We start from the raw sequence: 20,389 nt of genomic DNA, 5'->3' as shown, positions 1-20,389 counted from the left end.
TGTATTATAGATAGGAAAACCTTTGCAGATGTTTGCCTGTTTGAAATGGTAATTGCACTGGAAGAGGTGTTGAATAAAATAGCACGAAAGTATAAAATGGCAGGACAGACAGAGAATCAAAAAATAAAGAATTCACCCAACCAGGTGCGGCTGCCTTTCTTTTTAGGGTTGGCAGTGGCGCTGGGCGTGTTGTTGGGCGCTACGTTGTTCCAACCCAGCAGTAATAATCCGCAGGGCACGGCTCGCGGCTACCTTAAGTTCAGGGAGATTTTGAGCTACATTGACCGTGAGTATGTAGACACCGTGAACACTGAGGAGCTTTCTGAGTACGCCATCAACAAAATGCTGGAGAAGCTGGACCCGCACTCGTCTTACATTCCGGCCAAAGACCTGGCACTGGCCAAGTCTTACCTGGAGAGCGACTTTGACGGCATTGGCGTGGAGTTCAATATCTTCAGGGATACGCTTTACGTGATTGCGCCTATACATGACGGGCCGTCTGAGCAGGTGGGCATACAGGCCGGTGACAAGATCATCAAGGTGAACGGAGAGAACATGGCGGGCGTGAAGCTGACCAATGAAATGGTGTTCAAAAAGCTGCGCGGGCCAAGAAACTCAAAAGTGAACTTAACCGTGCTTCGCCGGAACGAGAGCAAGCCGCTCCAGTTCTCAGTGACCCGTAAGAAAATACCGTCTGTGTCTGTAGACGCGGGCTACATGGTAGATGACCACACCGGTTACATCAAAGTGAGCCGCTTCTCTAACGGCACCTATGACGAGTTTAAAAACAAGCTTTCCGCCCTGCGCAAGCAAGGGCTGCAGCGCCTGATCCTGGATTTGCGCGACAACCCGGGCGGGTATCTGGACCACGCCACCCGCATGGCAGATGAGTTCCTGGCGGGCAACAAGAAACTGGTGTACACAGACGGCAAAGGCACCAAGTATGACGCAGATTATTACGCCCGCCAGAAAGGCGACTTTGAGAGTGGTGAGCTGATCGTGCTCATCAACGAAGGCAGCGCGTCTGCCTCTGAGATTCTGGCGGGAGCCCTGCAAGACCATGACCGGGCCTTGATTGTGGGCCGCCGCTCGTTTGGCAAAGGGCTGGTGCAGGTGCCCATCTCGCTGAGTGACGGGTCTGAGCTTAGGTTGACCATTTCACGGTACTATACCCCCAGCGGGCGTTCCATTCAGAAACCGTATGACCCAGACTCGTCTAACCAGTATGAGAATGACATTCTGAACCGCTACAAACACGGTGAGTTCTTTAGCCAGGACAGCATCAAGTTTGACGAGAACCTGAAGTACAAGACCGCCAAAGGGCGTACCGTGTACGGTGGCGGCGGCATCATGCCAGACGTGTTTGTACCCCAGGACACCCTGGACAACACTGAGTTGTTAACTGAGCTGTACCGCAGCAACCTCTTGCGCGAGTATGCCATGAACTACTCCCGTGACCATAAGAAACAGCTGGACAACATGTCTCTGGCAGAGTTCAAAGCCAACTTCAAAATCACAGATGCCATGTTCCAGGGCCTGCTTTCAGAGGCGAAACGGTCAGGGATCAAGGTGAAGGAGGCAGACCTGAAGCGCTCAGAGAAAACCATCAGGAACAACCTGAAAGCCTTCATTGCCCGTAACCGGTACCAAGCCGAAGGTTTTTATCCGGTGCTGAACGAGAATGACCCTGATTTCCAGCGGGCCCTTGGGCTGTTTGGGCAGGCCCGGCAGTTGAGCCTGGGAAAATAACCGTAAAAAGCGTGGCAGGAGACAAACCTGCCACGCTTTTTTGTTTCTATCCTTCGGCCGCGCCGAACGCTGTTTTTTGGCCTGTTTTTGGGAAAATAGGCCAAAAACACGAAAAAGGTGTTCCTTCTCCACCAGGGGAGAAGGTTAGGATGAGGGGGCGAGACAGATGAAGTGATAATGGTTGAAGTTTTGGCAAAGACGCTCGCAGGTGCTGCGCACGCTACGAGGTCTTTTGAAATGGCTGCTGGTTTATTGTTGATGGTTTATGTGATCGCTGGCGCGAGTTTGCAGCTCGTGCCACTTATGCTGTGTCCAAACTCGTTGGGAACTGTGAGAAGATTGGCAATGCGTAAAACCCACCCCGACCTCTCAGAGGAGGGAATTATCTGCTTGAGTTATAAGTCACGGAAGTAACTTCCGCGCCATTGCAAAGAATGATAAAGAAGGAGTTGGCTCACAAGTAAAGCTCTTCCATCCGCTGTGCGTTTCCGGGCTACTTTCATGAAAACAGGCCGGAAACGCAGAATCTACTTAGCCTATCCTGCGGGAGCGGGCAACGCAGTGGCGCCAGGCACGCAGGCGCTTAGCGGGAGCAAGCAGGAACGGTCCAAGCCCGTAATGGCTACTATAGCGATGGAACAGATAGCATCAGCCAGAGGCGAAGTTTAATGAAGCCTCACAGTCTGAGCGGCAGCGAGTTCTTCCCTTCTTGATTCTTTTGGTTAGGTTGAGCATCAAGGATCAACGTGACAAACAGGAATAGAAAGTAATTCAGCTAGAGGTTTGTTAAATAAAGCAGCGGGAGCAAAGGCAGTTTAGGTGGTTGGTGAGAACACGCAACAACGGTGGGGGGAAAGGCGGAAAGAACATTTACCCGCAATGCGTAAGAGACCAGGCACTGCCTGGTCTCTAGGTATGGTATTACTGAATCGCGGTGACCTATTTCTTACATGAGGAATTTTCCACCTTAAGAGATTTGGCGTATTTTAGTCTAAAAGAGAAAAATCTTCTGCAAAGCATAAGCAAAGGCTTCTGTTTTCGGGTTAATTTCTGAAAAACAGGCCAGAAACGGCTTTAAAAGAAACAGCACATTATCCTTATTCACTCATTCACTCCATCACGCATTTACGCATTGAAAAAATGGCATACTATCATAGACTAGGCAACATTCCCAAGAAGCGGCACACGCAGTTCAGGAAACCAGACGGCAGCCTGTACCATGAGCAGCTGGTGGGCACGCTGGGCTTTTCAGGCGTCTCCTCTTTGCTGTACCACAACCACCCGCCCACCCGTATCACCCGCATTGGTGAGCCCGTACCGTACGGGCCGGTAAAGTCAGATGTGCCCCTGGCGCCCTACCACCTGCGGCCTTTCAAAGACGAGAGTACCGGCCAGGATTACCTGAGCGCCCGCAAGACGGTTTTGATGAACAAAGACTGCACCATCTCCATCTGCCTTCCGCGCCAGCGCGAAATGGACTATTTCTACAAAAATGCCCTGGCAGATGAGATTGTGTTCATTCATGAAGGCTCAGGTGAGCTGCTGTCGCAGATGGGCCGCCTGGAGGTAGAGGCCGGAGATTACGTGGTGATCCCGCGCACCATTATTCACCAGTGGAAGTGGAATGATGGCCCCGTGCGCCTGCTCATCACCGAGAGTTTTAGCCCGGTAGAGACGGTGCGCCGTTACCGCAACCACTTTGGGCAACTGCTGGAGCACAGCCCGTACTGTGAGCGGGACATCAGGCCGCCGCATGAGATTCTGGTAGATAACGCCCCCGGCGAGTATCTGGTACAGATTAAGAAAGAAGGTTTCCTGCACCAGTATTATTATGATTTCTCCCCGCTGGACGTGATAGGTTGGGACGGCTATTTTTACCCGTACGCCTTCTCTATTCATGACTTTGAGCCCATTACCGGCCGCATTCACCAGCCACCGCCCGTGCACCAGACCTTTGAGACGCAGGGCTTTGTGGTGTGCTCGTTCGTGCCCAGGCTGTTTGATTACCACCCGCAGGCCATTCCGGCGCCGTACAACCACTCCAATGTAGACTCAGATGAGATTCTGTACTACGTGGCGGGCAACTTCATGAGCAGGAAAGGCATTGACATTGGGTCGTTCACCATTCACCCCAGTGGCCTGCCGCACGGTCCGCACCCCGGCACCGTAGAGGCCAGCATCGGCAAGAAAGAAACCCACGAGCTGGCCGTGATGATTGACACGTTCAAGCCGCTGTACCTGACCGTAGAGGCCCTGGAGTTCCTGGACCAGAACTACCCCATGAGCTGGAACCCAGACGTGGCTCCGGCTGCGCCCAGGCCCGCAGATATGATGGATTAGCGTTTTCGGCCTGTTTTTGGAAAAACAGGCCGAAAACGGAAGTCTCTCGGGAAGAAGGACTTTTATGTATTATGGGAGACGGGAGTTTATAAACTTCCACTATGATTATCACCAGTTACGCTGGCGCTAAACTTGCGATAGTTCTTTTTCTCCCGCAAGTTTAGCGCCAGCGTAACGTGTGGTTTTCAATAGTGTAAATTTATAAACGTACCCTTTTCAACTTTCCGTTTCCCGCCTCCTTTTTCCAAAACTGCTCCAAACCAACATTCCCCACCATCTTTCCCCAAACCTCCTCCCTTTCTTATCTTTGCGGCAGAAGTATCAAAGAACAAATACCGCCATGCCCAAAGAGAGCCACCAAAGCAAGTTGCAGAAGCTGATAGTTGTAGGAGACCGCCTGCTCATTAAACCCAAGTCACAGCGGGAGCAGACCAAGAGCGGCTTGTTTCTGCCGCCGGGCGTGCAGGAGAAAGAGAAAGTACAGGAGGGCTACGTGATGAAGGCGGGCCCCGGCTATCCCATTCCCGCCGATTACGGACTGGATGATGAGATCTGGAACCAAGACGAAAAGGAGGCCGTGCGGTACATTCCGCTGCAGGCGAAGGAGGGGGATCTGGCTATTTACCTGCAGCGTGATGCGGTGGAGATCAACTACCACGGCGAGAAGTATTTCATTGTACCCCAGAGCGCGGTGCTGCTGCTGGAGCGCGAAGAGGATTAAGCCCGCTACGCCCCGTTTAGAGCAGGTGCGGTTGGTGTACCCCTAGCAGTACCTGTGCGTTTTTGGCCTGTTTTTCAAAAAACTGGCCAAAAACAGAACTGTCCGGTTCTGTACAAAATTTGTGCAGAACCGGACAGTTTTGTTTTTACAGGTCTTGCTAACATGTTGTAAATGAGCGTGCGTAGGTCTTGGCATGGCGCTTGTACAGGGGGAGGAATTAAAGTTCAGCCACCAAGCGACCCTCAGGAGCGATTATTCATCTATAGGGCAGATGCAGGCTGATTGGTTTGGGTAATACTGTAGTTCCACCTTATTTCTGTTGTGATGCGGTCTTTTTTGCTTTCCTCAATGCTGACGTACGGGTGTAGCGTGCTGTGCTTCCCGGTAGAGAACCTGGGTGAGGAAAAGGCCAGCCATCACCCGGCCAATGTTGCCCAGGTCACCTGGGCGTGCCGCCACTTAAAGGACCAGACCTGCCGCCGCAAGACACAGGGGAACAGCCTCCTGCTGCAGTTGCCAACAAAGGGAGCCGGTTTTATTGCCCATGAGCTGCACTCCCTCTCCGGCAGGAGCCTGACCCACTAATTTGATCACGATGACGGTGTCTTCTATATAAAAGTATAAAAAGGGAACAGCGGCTTTTGAGCAGTGAATACCTGTAAGATTTTGTTTAATGGTTGTTTGAGGTGGCCCTTCTGGGGTCATTTCTTTTTTAGCTCCGCTCGAACAAATCGCCACCTGGGGAACGCCTGTTTTCGGCCTGTTTTCAGAAAAACAGCGCCAAAACGCATTAAAGGCTTCCGCCATACATACGGGGAGCAACAATCTGCAAAACTGATGAAGATCATGCCCCTCCATGACGCGGCCTATCAATTTGGGCGGCCGCCTTGCCCCATCTTTGCACCATGGAAACGACTTTTGCCCCCAGCACCCCGTCTGTTGACTTAGTGAAGAAGTACAACGTGCCGGTGCCCAGATATACCAGCTACCCCACCGTACCCTTCTGGGGAAATGAACTTCCTAAAGAGGCAGACTGGCAACGGGTGCTTTTAAATACGTTTGAGGCCACCAACCAGCAGGAAGGCATCAGCCTGTACGTGCACCTCCCGTTCTGCGAGAGCCTTTGCACTTACTGCGGCTGCAACAAGCGCATCACTAAAAACCACGGTGTAGAGCCCATCTACCTGAAAGCAGTGCTGCAGGAATGGGACAAATACAAAGCCCTGCTGCCAGAGAGACCCGTGATCAGGGAAATTCACCTGGGCGGCGGCACCCCCACGTTCTTCAGCCCGGAAAACCTCCGGTACCTGATCAACGGTCTGTTGGCTGGCGCCGAAGTGCACCCCCACCACGAGTTCAGCTTTGAGGGGCACCCCAACAACACCACGTATGAGCACCTGCAGGCACTGTATGAGGTGGGGTTCAGACGTGTGAGCTACGGCGTACAGGATCTTTCAGAGAAGGTGCAGAAAGCGATTAACCGCCTGCAGCCGCTGGAGAACCTGGTGAGGGCCACTGAAGATGCCCGGCGCATTGGTTACACCTCTGTGAACTATGACCTCATTTACGGGCTGCCTTTCCAGACCACCCAAAGCATTGAAGATACGTTCCGGCAGGTAATCACCCTCAAGCCAGACCGCATTGCCTACTACAGCTATGCCCACGTTCCGTGGAAAGAAAAATCACAGCGGGCGTATTCTGAGGCTGATCTGCCCACTGATGCCTACAAACTGTCGCTCTACCAGCTGGGGCAGCAGATGCTCTTAGAGGCGGGGTACCAGGACGTGGGCATGGACCATTTTGCGTTTCCGGAGGAAGAGTTGTGTGTGGCCCAGCGCCAAGCCCGGTTGCACCGCAATTTCATGGGGTACACCACCACGCAGAGCCAACTCATGATTGGCCTGGGCGTCTCTGCCATCAGTGACCTGTACCGCGGCTACATCCAGAACGTGAAAACCGTAGAAGAATATTATGCCCTGCTGGCCATGGGCGAATGGCCACTCCTGAAAGGTACCTTGCTTTCAGAAACCGATGTGTGCATGCGCCGCCATATTCTGGACATTGCCTGCCAGGGCCGCACCGGCTGGAGCCAAAGCCCTGAACTGTCACTGCTGCAGGAGAAGGTATGGCCTGCGTTGGAAGAGCTGGCCGCAGACGGCCTCATTGACCTGCAGCCGGAGAGCCTGCAACTGACAGCTGTGGGCCACCGCTTCCTGCGCTCTGTCTGCGCCGCTTTTGACCTGTACCTGGTGGGTGCCCAGAAAGAGCCATCGGCGAAGCCGATGTTCAGCAAGGCGGTGTAGTCTGCTGTTTTCGGCCTGTTTTCCCAAAAACAGCGAAAAACGCCTCACCCCCTGCCAAAGAGTAAGATATATTTTAATACCAGATGATATGAAATATTTGAATAACATGGCTCCGGTGGGGGCCACCTGACCGGGGCGTCTTGTAGAAACCTTTTGGTGTACAGAAGGCCAGGCTATGTGGGGGGCGGAGTTGGGGCGGAGAGTTTTTCCTCCCGCGGGGCTCTTAAGCTTTCCTCAGCTTTTTATACAACATGATGGCAAGCATGAGGAGCACAGAGAGGCCTATAAAACCCAGTACGCCCCACGTAGCGTCTAGCGCATTCTTCACCACCACCAAAAAGACAATGCTCACCAGAAACAGAGTGGCTACCTCGTTCCAGATGCGCAGCTGGGTAGAGCTTTGCCTGATAAGTCCTTTCTGGTGCTGCTTGAAAATGCGGTGGCAGTAGAGATGGTAGGCCAACAGGCCCGCCACAAAACCAAGTTTAATCCAGAGCCAGGTAGGAATGGGGGTGTAGTAGTGCAGCAGGCTCAACCCCATGATGACGGTGAGTATTGCGCTGGGCCACGTAATGCCGTACCAGAGCCGCTTCTGCATAAGGGCAAACTGGGTCTGCAGTATTGACTTCTCCGGTTCTGGCTTCTGCTCTGTTTCAGCGTAATACACAAACAGCCTGACAATGTAGAAAAGGCCGGCAAACCAGGTCACCACAAAGATGATGTGCAGGGATTTCAGGTGCAGAAAGCTCATAGGTGCAGAAATAGTGAAGGGGGAGCCTGTTCAGGTTCCCGCCGCAAAAATGGCTGATTGTGGGTAAGAAACCTAGCGGCCCCTTTGTGGCAGGCGTTTTGGGGCTGTTTTCAGAAAAACAGCCCCAAAACAGGCTAGAGTTTCAGCCTAAGCCCCACGGCCAGGTTGAGAATGTCTGTCACGGCAATTCCCTCATTGCGGTACTTGTCAATGATCATGACGTCACTGGTGCCCAGCTCGCCGTAGAACTCCCCGTACAGGGGGCGCTTGTTGCCTTTGAACTCCCTGCCAATGGCCGAACCAATGAACGGAAGCAGCCTGGTGGCGGTGGGCCAGAGGTAGTAGCCGTTAGGGTATTTCTTAGGGAAGAAGGTCTCAAACTGCTCCCCAATGGTCATGCTGATGCCCGCCCCAACCTTGATCCAGCTGATTTTGTAGTCCCTGAACAGCGGCTTGGGGTGTGACTGGTAGTAGATTTTAGTGGTGAAGGTGTGGTTGGTGTGCTTAATGTCATACCCCGGGGTGAAGCCGTACAGCAGCTCTACGTTGGTTCTGTCATGGCGCCCAAAGTCATAGCCCAGCCCTGCAGAAAGCAAGCCTATGAGACCCGCGTGCTGGAGTACCACATAGTCTGGGGCAAACCGGCTGTTCTTGGGCCGGTCAGCTTTGGCCGGTTGTTCAGGGGTTGGCTGGCCCTGCGCCTGCGCCAGGGGGGATACCACCAGGCAGACCAGAAGGCAAAAGGTATGGAGAGAACGCATAGCGGCTAAAAATCTATTTTTTCATAAGTTACCTGATCCCCCAGGACCGTTACCAGCACGTAGCTTCTCTTGTCAGCTGAGGCCGTGGTCACGTACAGGATGCCGTCATCATACAACTGGTCTGCCCGGTAATTGTGGGTGTGGCCGTGCAGAGATAGTTTCACGTCATACTGCCGCATTAAAAGGGAATAAGCGCGTTCTTTGTGCGGGTTGGCCTCGCCGTTGTCTGGCGAAATATGGGAAATTACAAATTTGTTAGGTGTGCCGGGGGCATTCTGCAGTTCCTGCTGTAGCCAGTTCACATCAGGCACTGACTCATTGAATTCCAGGAAATTGGTGTTCAGGAAAATGAATTTGTTCTTCCCGTAGGTGAAGCTGTGGTTGAGCGGCCCGTACATGCGCTGGTACAGCTTGGTGCCTTCGCCCAGGCAGTCATGGTTGCCAATCACCGTCACGTACGGTACCTTTAGTTTGGCCAGTTCCCGGTGCATGCGCTCAAATTCATCTGTAAAGGCATAATTGGTCAGGTCTCCGCCGTGCAGGACAAAGGCCACGTCTCGCCGGTTGATGTCATTCACCATGTCTTTGGTCTCAGCAAAGAAACCCTGGGTGTCTGAGATAAAGGCGAAGCGCAGGGGCGTGAGAGGAGAGAGGGAAGATTCAGTGGCTTTGATTCTTGCCACATGTTCGGCTGTCAGGTTTTTGAACTCAATGTTCCCCTCATAGGGGTGGTATTCAAAAAGATCACAACTGGAGAATGAAAGCAGAGAAACGCTGAGAAGCCACCCACACAACAGGCGCAGGTATGTATGTTTCATGTGAATATAGGTAAAACAGAATAATTACTCCCTATACCAATTCTAGCTGATAGGGTTGTGGTTTTGTCTAAAGATGCCGCGCCGGTACGGGCAACCATTTCTGCAGGTTTAAACTATTTTGCCTTCTGCCTGTACTTACTCAGGAACTTCGTCTATCTTGCTACTATGGTAAAAGGTGCTTCTGTATGGTTTTGGGTATCAATGCTGTTAACAACCGGGTTGGCGTGTAAACGAATGGAAGAGTCAGGGAATTCTAAAGAGCAAAATGCTGTTCACCAGGTCACTAAGAGTGCGGCCTTGCAGAAACCCTTGCCAGTGGCTTCTCAAGAACCTGTAGCGCCTGGGCAGGTGAGGGCCGTGCTTTCAGTGCAGAAGGTGCTTCCTGAACTGGACACCGCTGGCAGTGGCCCCTGCCGGCAGGCTCCCTGTAAAGTAGAGGCGCAGGTAGGGCAAGTGGTGGGCTATGGCTCTGGCGTGCATGTACCCTTGGCGGGAGGGGGCAGCATCCTTTTGTATTTCCCTTTAACGGTCAGGGCCGGCGAAGGCACCCCTGAGGTAAAAGCAGGCACAAAGCTGGAGGCAGACCTGCAAGTACCGCTTACGGAGGGTGTCCCCTACACTGTTAGAAAGTATAAAATCTTACATTAACCTGAATGTAAGTGACGAAAACATTCATAAAAAGAGCATGTTTAGTTTTAGACATATATGCGAAGAAGGGCAACGTGAGGTACTTGTATAGCGGTTTTAGAGCCCTGTAGCAGCGCTACCAAGGCAATAAAAGCGTGACTATCTCTTCCCCCTTTGCCGCACAATAGACAAAATGTAAGTAGGCTCTAACGCACACTTTACCAATAGCTCCATGAAACCTATTCACCAGCAGCGCCAGAACTGGATGTCTTGCCTCTTGCTCCTTGTTTTTGGGGCGCTCCTTTATTTTTCTGCCTCTGGTCCCGCCGGTGAAGACCGCCAGGGGCGTATCTCAGCAGATGAGATGAAGAAGGCCGGCTACAGGTCCAGGGTGGAGCGGTTGCATAAGAAGGGCGCCATTGGGTCTAAAGACAAGCCGCAGGCACGGCTTGAGTATGAGGTTGAACGGCTTAAAGATCCGGCTACAGGAAAGGTTCCGGAGGGAATACGGGAGCTGGAGCTGGCTTTTTCTGAGACAATCCCTACCAAAGAGCAGGTGCTGCGCCAGTTAGACCCCCATGCCAAGTTTGCAACAGAGAACTGGAATAGCCGCGGGCCTTATAATGTGGGTGGGCGTACCCGCGCCATGGCGCTGGACATAGCCAATGAAAACGTTCTTTTGGCCGGTGGCGTGTCTGGGGGCATGTGGCGCAGCAGCAACGGCGGTGCCTCCTGGGCCAAAGTGACCGGGTTAGACCAGTTGCAGAGTGTGACAACCATCAGCCAGGACAAGAGAGTGGGCAAGCAGAATGTCTGGTACTATGGCACCGGTGAAATGTTTGGGAACTCTGCCTCTGCTCCGGGGGCTACCTACTATGGGAATGGTATCTACAAGTCAATTGACAACGGCGTCACCTGGAGCCCGCTGGTCTCTACCCAGACGGCCAATTTCACAGCCTTCACCAATGTCTTCCAGTTTATCTACCGGGTGGCTACCAATCCGGCCAATGCGGCGCAGGATGAAGTTTTTGCGGCTACCGTAGGCTCTGTCAGAAGGTCTACTGACGGGGGGGGTACCTGGCAGAGTGTGCTGGGGTATGAGGCCGGGGTAAATGACTTCAACGCCAGCCCCTACTTTACAGATATTGCCATTGGGAATAGCGGCAACATGTACGCAGCTTTAAGCCAGTATGCCAGCGGAGGAAGATCTGCCACTAAACGAGGCATTCACCGCTCTACAGACGGCGTCACCTGGACAGACATCACACCGGGTACCTTTCCGGCTTCCTATGAGCGCATTGTCATGGATATTGCGCCTTCTAATGAGAACATAGTATATTTCTTTGTGTACACAGCCACCAATGCTGCCGCTGAGGCCAATCTCTGGAAGTACGAGTACCTCTCTGGGAGTGGGGCCGGGGCAGGTGGCCGGTGGACGAACCTCAGCGCCAATCTGCCCATGCTGGGTGGGAAATCTGGTGATTTAGACCTGCAGGGTGGGTACAACATGGTGGTCAAAGTCAAACCAGATGATCCTAACTTTGTGGTGCTGGGCGGCACCAACCTTTACCGGTCCCTCAGTGGCTTTACCAATACCACCTCTACGCGTAAAATAGGCGGCTACGTGCCTGATAACTCCAGCTTTGCCTTATACAACAACCATCACCCTGACCAGCATGAGGTCATCTTCTACCGTTCTAACCCCAACAGAATGCTGTCTGCGCATGACGGGGGCGTGAGCCGGACCAACAATAACGCAGCTGCCTCTGTGGTATGGGAGTCTCTGAACAGGGGGTATCAGACCACTCAGTTCTATACAGTGGCCATGGACCTGAACACCACAGATGACTTTGTGGTGGGCGGTATGCAGGACAATGGCAGCTGGGCGGTAGACAACATCAACGCCACCACAGAGTGGAACGAGGTTGTAGGGGGAGACGGGGCTTTTGCCGCTGTGACCACCCACTCCCTGTTGGTGTCTGTGCAGAACGGTACAGTATATAGAATCGCGTTCAATGATAAGGGTGAAGATATTGGGTATGCCAGAATTGACCCGCCCAAAACCACGGGCTACCTGTTTGTGAACCCGTACACCATTGATCCTAACAATGAGTACACCATGTTTCTACCGGCCGGTGACACGCTATGGCGCAATAAAAACATTGCCCAGATCCCCCTGGGCGGGGAACAATCAAACCTGGGCTGGGAGGTGGTGGCCAATCTGGGTATTTCTGAAACCATTTCTGCTGTCTCAGTCAGTAAAGTGCCGGCCAATGTGGTCTATTTTGGAACCAGCGGAGGCCGGTTGTACAAGCTCCAGAACGGCAACGCAGCTTCGCCCACCAGAACTGAGATCACAGGGGCTAATTTCCCCAAGAGTGCATCTGGGGCTCCCACCGGCTATATCAACTGTATTGCCATTGACCCCAAAGACGCCAACAAAGCCGTAGTGGTATTTTCTAACTATAAAGTGCAGAGTCTGTTCTACACCACAGATGGCGGGGCTACCTGGACCGCCGTTGCCGGAAACCTGGAGGAGAACCCTGATGGTAGCGGTAACGGCCCTTCTGCCAGGTGGGTGACTATTCTCCCCAACCCAGACGGCACCAATAAGTACTTTGTAGGTACCAGTACCGGCTTGTACTCTACCGGCGTTTTAGAAGGGGCCGGTACCACCTGGCTGCGCGAAGGCAATAGCTCTATTGGGCAGGTGCCGGTTGACATGGTGCTCAGCAGAACCACAGATGATCTGGTTGTAGTGGGCACCCACGGGAACGGGGTGTTCAGCCTTAGGTACTCAGGGCCGTTGATCCCCAACGTTGAGGACCCCAACCCTTTGCAGACAGGGCTTGGCCTGAGCTATCCTAACCCATACGTTCAAGGGACAACGGTTACCATTCCTTTCCAATTAGAGAGTGCGGCCCAGGTGCAGTTGCAGGTGTTTGATATGACGGGCAGAAAGGTGGCTTCCCTGGTAAATGGCAGCCTGCAAGCCGGTAAACACCTGGTGACCTGGCGGGGCAGCGGCCTGGCGAGTGGCACCTACCTCTACCAGCTCATGGTTGACGGGAAGCGCTTTACCAAACGCATGGTTCAGCTAAAGTAAAGCTGGAGCTGTACAGAAACAGGAAAGGGAGCCCGTGGGCTCCCTTTCCTGTTTCTGTTTTTGACCTGTTTTTCAGAAAACAGGTCAAAAACAGGCCTACTTTTTCATGTACTGCGCAAATTCTTTGGCAAAGTACGTGAGAATAATATCAGCACCGGCGCGTTTCATGCTCAATAGCACTTCCAGCATGATCTTCTCACCGTCTAGCCAGCCGTTCTGCGCGGCGGCTTTTACCATGGCGTACTCGCCGCTGATGTTGTAGGCAGCCACGGGCAGGTTAGTGTTGTCTTTCAGAAGTTTAATCACGTCCAGGTACGCCAGGGCGGGTTTTACCATCAGGAAGTCAGCGCCCTCGGCGATGTCCAGTTCTGCCTCAATCAAGGCTTCGCGGCTGTTGGCGGGGTTCATCTGGTAGGTTTTCTTGTCGCCGTGCTTGGGCGCTGAGCCCAGGGCGTCTCTGAACGGACCGTAGAAACCGCTGGCGTACTTGGCGGTGTAACTCATGATGGAGACGTTGGTGAACGCGTGGCTGTCCAGGACCTGACGGATGTGGGCCACCCGGCCGTCCATCATGTCTGAGGGGCCAATGATATCGGCACCGGCCTGGGCCTGGGCCAACGCCATCTGGCCTAGCACTTCCAGCGTAGCGTCATTGAGAATCTCACCGTTGTCTACAATGCCGTCATGGCCATCTGAGCTGTACGGGTCCATGGCCACATCAGTCATCAGGACCACGTCTGGGAAATTGCGCTTGATCTCAGCAATGGTGCGCAGGTAAAGCCCCTCTGGGTTCTTGCTTTCAGACGCGAAGCGGTCTTTCTTGCTTTCGTCAATCTGCGGGAACGGCGCAAAGGTTTTAATGCCCAGGTCTACGCATTGGGCAATTTCTTCCAGTAAACGGTCTGGGGAGTAGCGGTAAATGCCCGGCATAGAGGCAATCTCAACGGCCAGGTTGGTGCCTTCCATCATGAAGACTGGGAAAATGAGGTCATGTACGGCCACATGGTTTTCCTGCACCATGTTCCTGATCACTTCAGATTTACGGTTTCGGCGGGGCCGACGGGTTAAATGATCCATAGCTGTTACAAATAAGGCGGGTGAGCCGCTAAGTGGGCAGACCTGCTGTTCTACAACAAAAGAACGCGTAGAATAGTGTACGGGCGCGCCCAAAAACCGATTATGTTTAGGTACTCCCGGCAAAGGTAGGGTTTCTGCCCATTCAGGCGAAGGCTGTTTTGGCCAGTTTTCAGAAAAACAGGCTGGAAACGGAAATCTACCCCACTTGGGGCCGCTTCTTTCTTGCAAAACAGTTTTCTACCGTAAAATTGGGAATTTTCACGCATTCCGTCCCCCTTTGAAGGGGGTAGGGGAGTGATTATTCGTGCTGAATTACTCATGCGGAAGTACGCATTCCCGGGAAGCATCTTTTCATTTCGCTACTCTAAAGCTGGCTGTTCTTCAACGGCCTTGGTCATCCCCCTACCCCCTTCAAAGGGGGACGGAATGCGTGTTTCAGCATTTTAAATTAAAATCATCTGATTCTGAATATTTTAAAACCTAATTCAAATTTTCTGGAAAGTCTGTTGCTAAGCATGCTTCTGCCTTTCTGATGAGAGCTTGGTGGCAAACGGCAGAGGCTTTTCTAGATCGCCCCCAAGATTCTTTCAGAATGATAAGCTAGAAAAGCAACTGGATTTCTGTCTTTCGCTGCGGCGGGTGTCTTCCCTTGCCCTAAGAAAGGGGGAGCTGTCTTCGGCCTTTGGCCAAAGAAGTGAGGTTCAACTGAACGCAACCTGAAGCAAAAGTTATAACCTGTTTTGACCTGTTTTCTGCAAAACAGGCCAAAAACAGGTTATTATGCCATGGCCAAAGGCCGAGAATAGGTTGCAGCAAAAAGTTAAAACTCCTCAAGCGTTTGGGCAATGATATCACAGCAGGTGTGCAACTGCTCCTGGGTAATCACCAGCGGCGGCGCGAACCGGATAATGTCGCCGTGGGTGGGCTTGGCGAGCAGGCCGTTCTCCATCAGTTTCACGCATACATCCCAGGCGGTGCGCCCGTCTGCTGTGGGCTTGATAATCACAGCGTTCAGAAGGCCCCGGCCGCGTACCAGTGACACCAGCTCGGGGTGCTTTTCTTTGAGTTGGTTCATGCGGGCCCGGAAGACTTCTCCCAGGCGGCGGGCATTTTCTACCAGATGCTCCTCTTCTATTACTTCTAACGCGGCCACCGTCACGGCACAGGCCAAGGGGTTGCCGCCAAAGGTAGAGCCGTGCTCACCGGGCTGGATGCAGAGCATGACCTCATCATTGGCCAGTGCCGCAGAAACAGGGAGCACGCCGCCAGACAGGGCCTTGCCCAGGATAAGGATGTCTGGTTTCACGCCTTCATACTCAGAGGCCAGCATTTTACCCGTGCGGCCAATGCCGGTCTGGATCTCGTCAATGATCAGGAGCACGTTGTATTGTTCGCACAGCGCCTTGGCGCCCGCCAGATACCCTTCTGAGGGAACTACTACGCCCGCTTCGCCCTGAATGGGTTCCAGCAGGAAGGCACAGACGTGGGCGTTCTCTTTCAGGGTTTGCTCCAGCGCGGCCAGGTTGTCATACGGGATCACCTTGTAGCCCGGCATGTAAGGCCCAAACCCTCTGGTACTGCTGGGGTCAGTGCTGAAAGAGATAATTCCCGTGGTACGGCCGTGAAAATTGTGCTCCACCACTACCACCTCAGCCTCATGCGGCGGAATCCCTTTCTGGGTGTACCCCCACTTGCGGGCCAGCTTTAGGGCAGTCTCCACGGCTTCAGCGCCCGAGTTCATCAACAGCGCCTTGTCATAGCCAAACAGCTCAGACAGGTACTTTTCGGCGGGGCCGAGTTTGTCATTGTAGAAGGCGCGGGAGGTGAGGGTGAGCTGCTGCGCCTGCTGCGTGAGTGCCCCAATAATGCGCGGGTGGCAGTGCCCCTGGTTCACGGCACTGTAGGCCGAAAGAAAATCATAGTACCGTTTTCCCTCCACATCCCAGAGAAAGACGCCTTCGCCGCGGCTCAAGACCACGGGCAACGGGTGGTAATTGTGGGCACCGTATTTGTCTTCCAGCGCAATGGCTTGTTGGCTTGAGGTAATGGTTGAGGTGTTCATGCAGCGATCAGTTTTGTGTGGGTGTAAGAATCAGGCAAGACTCTCCTTTTCTATTTAGATACGGATGTTCTGCCTTGCAAGATAAAAGTAACGAAAACACTTTATTTCAGAAGCGGCTTTAGAACCCACTGCAGAGGGAAACCCGTTTTGGGGCTGTTTTTAGAAAAACAGGCCGAAAACAGGAAATGGGCACAGACGCCCGCAGGCCTCATCAGGACGGTACGGGGCCTGGTAGAACTCCTGAGTCTTGAGTTCTGAGTCAAGCATGTGATCTTGGCTTCGGTTGTGAAACAACTTGCCATGCGTGAGACCCACCCCAACCCCTCCCGGGAGGGGATTGATCTAGAATGCGTAGGACAAATGGCGGGTGACCGTACCTCAGCAATGTGTGTCCTCCTGTGTCAACCTCCCCCTTCGCCCTCTTCAAAGGGGGAGCATCAGAGTGAGTTCTGAGTCCTGAGTCTTGAGTCCTTCCTTTTTTCTTTAGGCAATTCAATACGAATGAAGCAGCAATGCCTGGTTTCGCAGCCGCGCCGCGAGGGCAGGCTGAGACCGCCCGTCATCAGTAGGCACGCGTCTGGGGACTCGCGCAAGCGGGAGTATCAGCTGGAGTTAGAAGGCACGGAAGTAACTTCCGCGCCATAGAGGGGCAGAAGAGGGAGCTATAGAGGGCAGAGGTAATGTGAGGCTGCCGCCTCATGGAAGCTGAAAGCTTCCGCCATTATAGGTCCAAGTTGGAAACTTGAACCAGAGATTGTGACAAACAAGCAGCAATAAGTAAGTAAAGAAACAACAATGAACAATCAACACTTCTGCTAGTGGCACCTCTGTTAATTAGCACTTCTGCCCCTGGCTGATGTGCGCAGCACGGGCTCGCCCCAGGCTAGCGGATCAGCAGCAGTTACCTACTGGTACAGATATAACCAGAGAAGCTGATCAGGAGGGGAACCCAAACCAGTCTTGGCGGTGAGCGCCTCTGTTAATACGGTGCCGCTCCAGCGGCAAGGCCGGAGGGCCTAGTTTTAACAGCAGTGCGAACCGGCAGGACGGGGCCCCGCGGCCGTGAGCGCTTACCGGAAAAGATGAAACAACACAGCTACTAAAACAACGCATCAAGCGGCAACGCCAAGGGAGCAGCAAACTACGCATGGCCCCTGCAGCAGCATGACCACAAGACACCTAAAATAAAAACCCGTTTCTGACCTGTTTTCTGAAAAACAAGCCAAAAACAGGTTTCCTAAAATGCAAACAACCCTACTTCACCAACGCCATACGCCCCTCAACAGTCTTCCTACTCTTCTTGCTCTGCGCATCTGGCTGACTGCCGCCCACGCTGATCTGCACCGTGCCCGCCTCATATTCGGCGGAGCCGTCTTGGGAAATAACCGCCAAATCCTGCGGTCGAAGTTCAAAGGTGACTACCTGGCTCTCGCCGCGTTTCAGGGAAATACGTTTGAAACCTTTCAAGGCCCTGATAGGCGTTTTATAGCCGGGCACCTGCTTGCTCACGTACAGCTGCACCACTTCCTCGCCGTCTAGTTTGCCCGAGTTGGTGACCCGCACCCGCACAGGGACAGGCGAATTCACGCGGCTGCTCTTTGGCACCTCCAGCTGGTCATATTGAAAGGTGGTGTAGCTCAGACCGTGCCCGAAGCCGTACAGCGGTTGCCCTTTGAAATAGCGGTACGTGCGGTTGTCCATGGTGTAGTCGCCAAACGGCGGAAGGTCGCTGTCGCTCTTGTAGAAGGTCACGGGCAGGCGGCCCGCGGGGTTGTAGTCGCCAAACAGCACATCGGCGATAGCCGTACCCGCTGACTGCCCCGCGTACCACGCGTTCACAATGGCGGGAAGGTTCTGGGCCTCCCACGGAATGGCAATGGCGCTGCCCGTCATCATCACAAACACTACCGGCTTGCCCGTGGCTTTGAGCGCCTTCATCACCTCGGTCTGCACACGGGGCAGCAGAATAGAGGTACGGTCGCCGCCGTTGAAGCCAGGTTCGTTCACCTGCATTTCCTCGCCCTCCAGTTGCGGGGAGATACCGCCTACGTAGATGAGGACGTCTGCATCTTTCACCCGGTTGGCCAGGGCTTTGAAGTCGGTTTTGGCGAAGTTGCCCGCGCGCAGCTGCACAGAAGCCTTGCCTTCGCGCTGCACATACTCCAGCACCAGCCGGTATTTCTGGCCTTGTTTGGTAGGCAGTTTAAAATTCTTGGCCCCCCAGCGGTTGCGCTCCCAGGCGTTGAGCGTTTCCTTGCCGTCTACCAGTAAACGGTAGCCGTCGTCGCCTTCCAGTTCCAGGGTGATGGAGCCGGTGGCGCTGGCGGTATAGTCTGTGGTATAGCGGGCCGAGAAGTTGTAAGCTTTCATGCTGCCCACCACGGTTTCGCCCTCCTGCCACGCATTGTTGATGGCAGGCTCCTGACGGGTGGCCACGGGCTCGCCTTTCAGGTCTCTGTTGTTAAAATATTCGGCGCGCACACCTGCTTTGCCGTCAAAGCTCAGCTGGGAGCTGATGTTGGTGTACACCAGCAGCGTGTCTTTGGTGAAGGTAGTGGCCTGCTCGTAGACCACTTCGGTGCCCGACCCCACTTTGTTTTTGATGCCCTGCAACGCCGTGACAATGGTAGACGGCGTACCGTTGTAGTTGCCCAGCACCGCAATGGGGTTGTTGGCGTTAGGGCCAATCACGGCAATTTTCTTCAGGTTTTTCTTGAGTGGGAGCGTGTTTTTGTCATTCTTCAACAGCACCATAGACTGCTGCGCCATCTTGAGCGAGTGAGCTTTGTGCGGCGCACTTTCTAAAACCTCAGGCGAGGTCTGGGCATATTTCACCAGCGCCACGGGATCAAACATACCCAACCGGAACCGGATGGTGAACAACCGCTTCACAGACACATCAATCATGCGCTCGGTGATTTTACCGTCTTTCACGGCCTGCACCAGCGCTTTGTAAGCATCAGTGCCGCAGTCAATATCAGTGCCGTGCATCACGGCATCGGCTGAGGCCGAGGCCGCGTCTGGGTGGGTTTTATGGTTTTTGAAGAAGTCGTCAACGGCCCAGCAGTCTGAGGTCACATAGCCCGTGAACTGCCACTGGTTGCGCAGAATGTCATTCATGAGTACGTCTGAGCCGCAGCAGGGCTGGCCCCTGAACGCGTTGTAGGCGCACATCACGCCCGCCACCTTGGCGTTCACCACCAGCTCCTCAAAGGCGGGCAGATACGTATCCCAAAGGTCATAGTTGGTGGCTTGGGCGTTGAACACGTGGCGCTCAGGCTCAGGCCCGCTGTGCACGGCGTAGTGTTTGGCGCAGGCCGCCGCTTTCAGGTATTTGGGGTCATCGCCCTGCAGGCCGCGCACAAACGCCCGGCCCAGCATGGCGGTGAGGAACGGGTCTTCGCCGTAGGTTTCCTGCCCCCGTCCCCAGCGCGGGTCCCGGAAGATGTTGATGTTGGGTGTCCAGTAGGTTAAGCCCACGTAGCGCTGGCCAGATTTGCCTTCGGCGATAGCCTTGTTATAAATTGCCCGCCCCTCTAAGGCCGAGTAATCTGCCATGACCTGCAGCGAGGTGGTATCAAACGTAGCCGCCATGCCTATGGCCTGCGGATAAACGGTTACTTTATACGGCGTACGGGCCACGCCGTGCAGCACCTCGTTCCACCAGTCATAGCTGGGAATGCCCAGGCGGTCAATGGCGGGGGCCGCGTTCAGCATCTGCGCCACCTTCTCCTCTAAGGTCAGGCGCGACACCAGATCATTCACCCGCGCTTCAATAGTCAGGTTGGGGTTCTGGAACGGATATTGAAAGGCATCTTCCTGGGCGGGGGTAAATGAGACGGCCCCCAGCGCCACAGCTAAAAGGAGAAACGTTAAGACTCTTTTCATAGGCTCTGCTGAACGGTTGCGCCTCCTAAGTTGGGGAATGTTTCTGGATATATGAAATCGGTTGCAAAAATATAAACCCAGCTCTCTGCGGGTTCTGCCTGAACCCCGGGCAAGCCGTTGACCGCGCGGGTAAACCCGGCGCCTGAGCAGAGAAACCCTGGCATCAGGCAGCTTCGCCGCTTTCCT

The 20,389-nt window shown here is 53.8% G+C and carries 13 protein-coding genes; 6 read left to right on the top strand and 7 right to left on the bottom strand.

What is annotated here, in order from left to right:
* The first annotated feature begins 96 nt into the window (after positions 1-96).
* The 3 genes from A8O25_RS00475 to A8O25_RS00460 all read left to right on the top strand — a co-directional run bounded on the left by A8O25_RS00475 (position 97) and on the right by A8O25_RS00460 (position 4,810).
* Positions 97-1,749, top strand: coding sequence for a S41 family peptidase (locus tag A8O25_RS00475; protein WP_066829568.1), 1,653 nt, complete (start codon positions 97-99; stop codon positions 1,747-1,749).
* Between the two features lie 1,140 nt (positions 1,750-2,889).
* Positions 2,890-4,089 (top strand): homogentisate 1,2-dioxygenase, encoded by a 1,200-nt coding sequence (locus tag A8O25_RS00465; protein ID WP_066829339.1) that lies wholly within the window; start codon positions 2,890-2,892, stop codon positions 4,087-4,089.
* A gap of 340 nt (positions 4,090-4,429) precedes the next feature.
* A complete protein-coding gene (locus tag A8O25_RS00460; RefSeq protein WP_066829336.1) occupies positions 4,430-4,810 on the top strand; it encodes a co-chaperone GroES in 381 nt (126 codons plus the stop codon).
* Positions 4,811-5,269: 459 nt separating this feature from the next.
* Here the strand turns inward: A8O25_RS00460 and A8O25_RS22800 are convergent, their stop codons facing one another.
* Complete coding sequence (locus A8O25_RS22800) at positions 5,270-5,617, bottom strand: hypothetical protein (protein WP_153042535.1); 348 nt, start codon at positions 5,615-5,617, stop codon at positions 5,270-5,272.
* Between the two features lie 98 nt (positions 5,618-5,715).
* Here A8O25_RS22800 and hemN point away from each other — a divergent pair, with 98 nt between their 5' ends.
* Positions 5,716-7,113, top strand: a complete 1,398-nt coding sequence (hemN, locus tag A8O25_RS00450) for an oxygen-independent coproporphyrinogen III oxidase (RefSeq protein WP_066829331.1) — start codon at positions 5,716-5,718, stop codon at positions 7,111-7,113.
* Positions 7,114-7,336: 223 nt separating this feature from the next.
* Here the strand turns inward: hemN and A8O25_RS00445 are convergent, their stop codons facing one another.
* The 3 genes from A8O25_RS00445 to A8O25_RS00435 all read right to left on the bottom strand — a co-directional run bounded on the left by A8O25_RS00445 (position 7,337) and on the right by A8O25_RS00435 (position 9,443).
* On the bottom strand, positions 7,337-7,864 hold the full coding sequence (locus A8O25_RS00445; RefSeq protein ID WP_066829328.1) for a CopD family protein: 528 nt from the start codon (positions 7,862-7,864) through the stop codon (positions 7,337-7,339).
* 134 nt (positions 7,865-7,998) lie between these two features.
* A complete protein-coding gene (locus tag A8O25_RS00440; protein ID WP_066829326.1) occupies positions 7,999-8,625 on the bottom strand; it encodes a hypothetical protein in 627 nt (208 codons plus the stop codon).
* Positions 8,626-8,630: 5 nt separating this feature from the next.
* Positions 8,631-9,443, bottom strand: coding sequence for a metallophosphoesterase family protein (locus tag A8O25_RS00435; protein WP_082893366.1), 813 nt, complete (start codon positions 9,441-9,443; stop codon positions 8,631-8,633).
* Between the two features lie 315 nt (positions 9,444-9,758).
* On the opposite strand from A8O25_RS00435, the gene A8O25_RS00430 reads away from it, so the two are divergent.
* Positions 9,759-10,091 carry a hypothetical protein gene (locus A8O25_RS00430; protein ID WP_153042534.1) on the top strand — a complete coding sequence of 111 codons (333 nt, stop codon included), beginning with the start codon at positions 9,759-9,761 and terminating at the stop codon, positions 10,089-10,091.
* Positions 10,092-10,302: 211 nt separating this feature from the next.
* The gene (locus tag A8O25_RS00425; protein WP_066829322.1) at positions 10,303-13,176 is read left to right on the top strand and encodes a T9SS type A sorting domain-containing protein; all 2,874 of its coding nucleotides are present in this window, start codon (positions 10,303-10,305) and stop codon (positions 13,174-13,176) included.
* Between the two features lie 96 nt (positions 13,177-13,272).
* Here A8O25_RS00425 and hemB read toward each other — a convergent pair whose 3' ends face one another.
* The 3 genes from hemB to A8O25_RS00405 form a co-directional block, all read right to left on the bottom strand.
* A complete protein-coding gene (gene hemB, locus A8O25_RS00420; protein WP_066829320.1) occupies positions 13,273-14,253 on the bottom strand; it encodes a porphobilinogen synthase in 981 nt (326 codons plus the stop codon).
* Between the two features lie 820 nt (positions 14,254-15,073).
* Positions 15,074-16,315: an ornithine--oxo-acid transaminase gene (rocD, locus tag A8O25_RS00410; RefSeq protein ID WP_066829314.1), complete on the bottom strand. Its 1,242-nt coding sequence runs from the start codon at positions 16,313-16,315 to the stop codon at positions 15,074-15,076.
* Between the two features lie 1,254 nt (positions 16,316-17,569).
* Complete coding sequence (locus A8O25_RS00405) at positions 17,570-20,203, bottom strand: glycoside hydrolase family 3 protein (protein ID WP_066829311.1); 2,634 nt, start codon at positions 20,201-20,203, stop codon at positions 17,570-17,572.
* Positions 20,204-20,389: the final 186 nt, after the last annotated feature.

Origin of the sequence: Rufibacter ruber, assembly GCF_001647275.1 — a bacterium.
In the GTDB taxonomy this organism is placed as follows: domain Bacteria; phylum Bacteroidota; class Bacteroidia; order Cytophagales; family Hymenobacteraceae; genus Nibribacter; species Nibribacter ruber_C.
The sequence above is the reverse complement of the archived record's forward strand: the minus strand, read 5'-3'. Positions and strand labels throughout refer to the sequence as shown.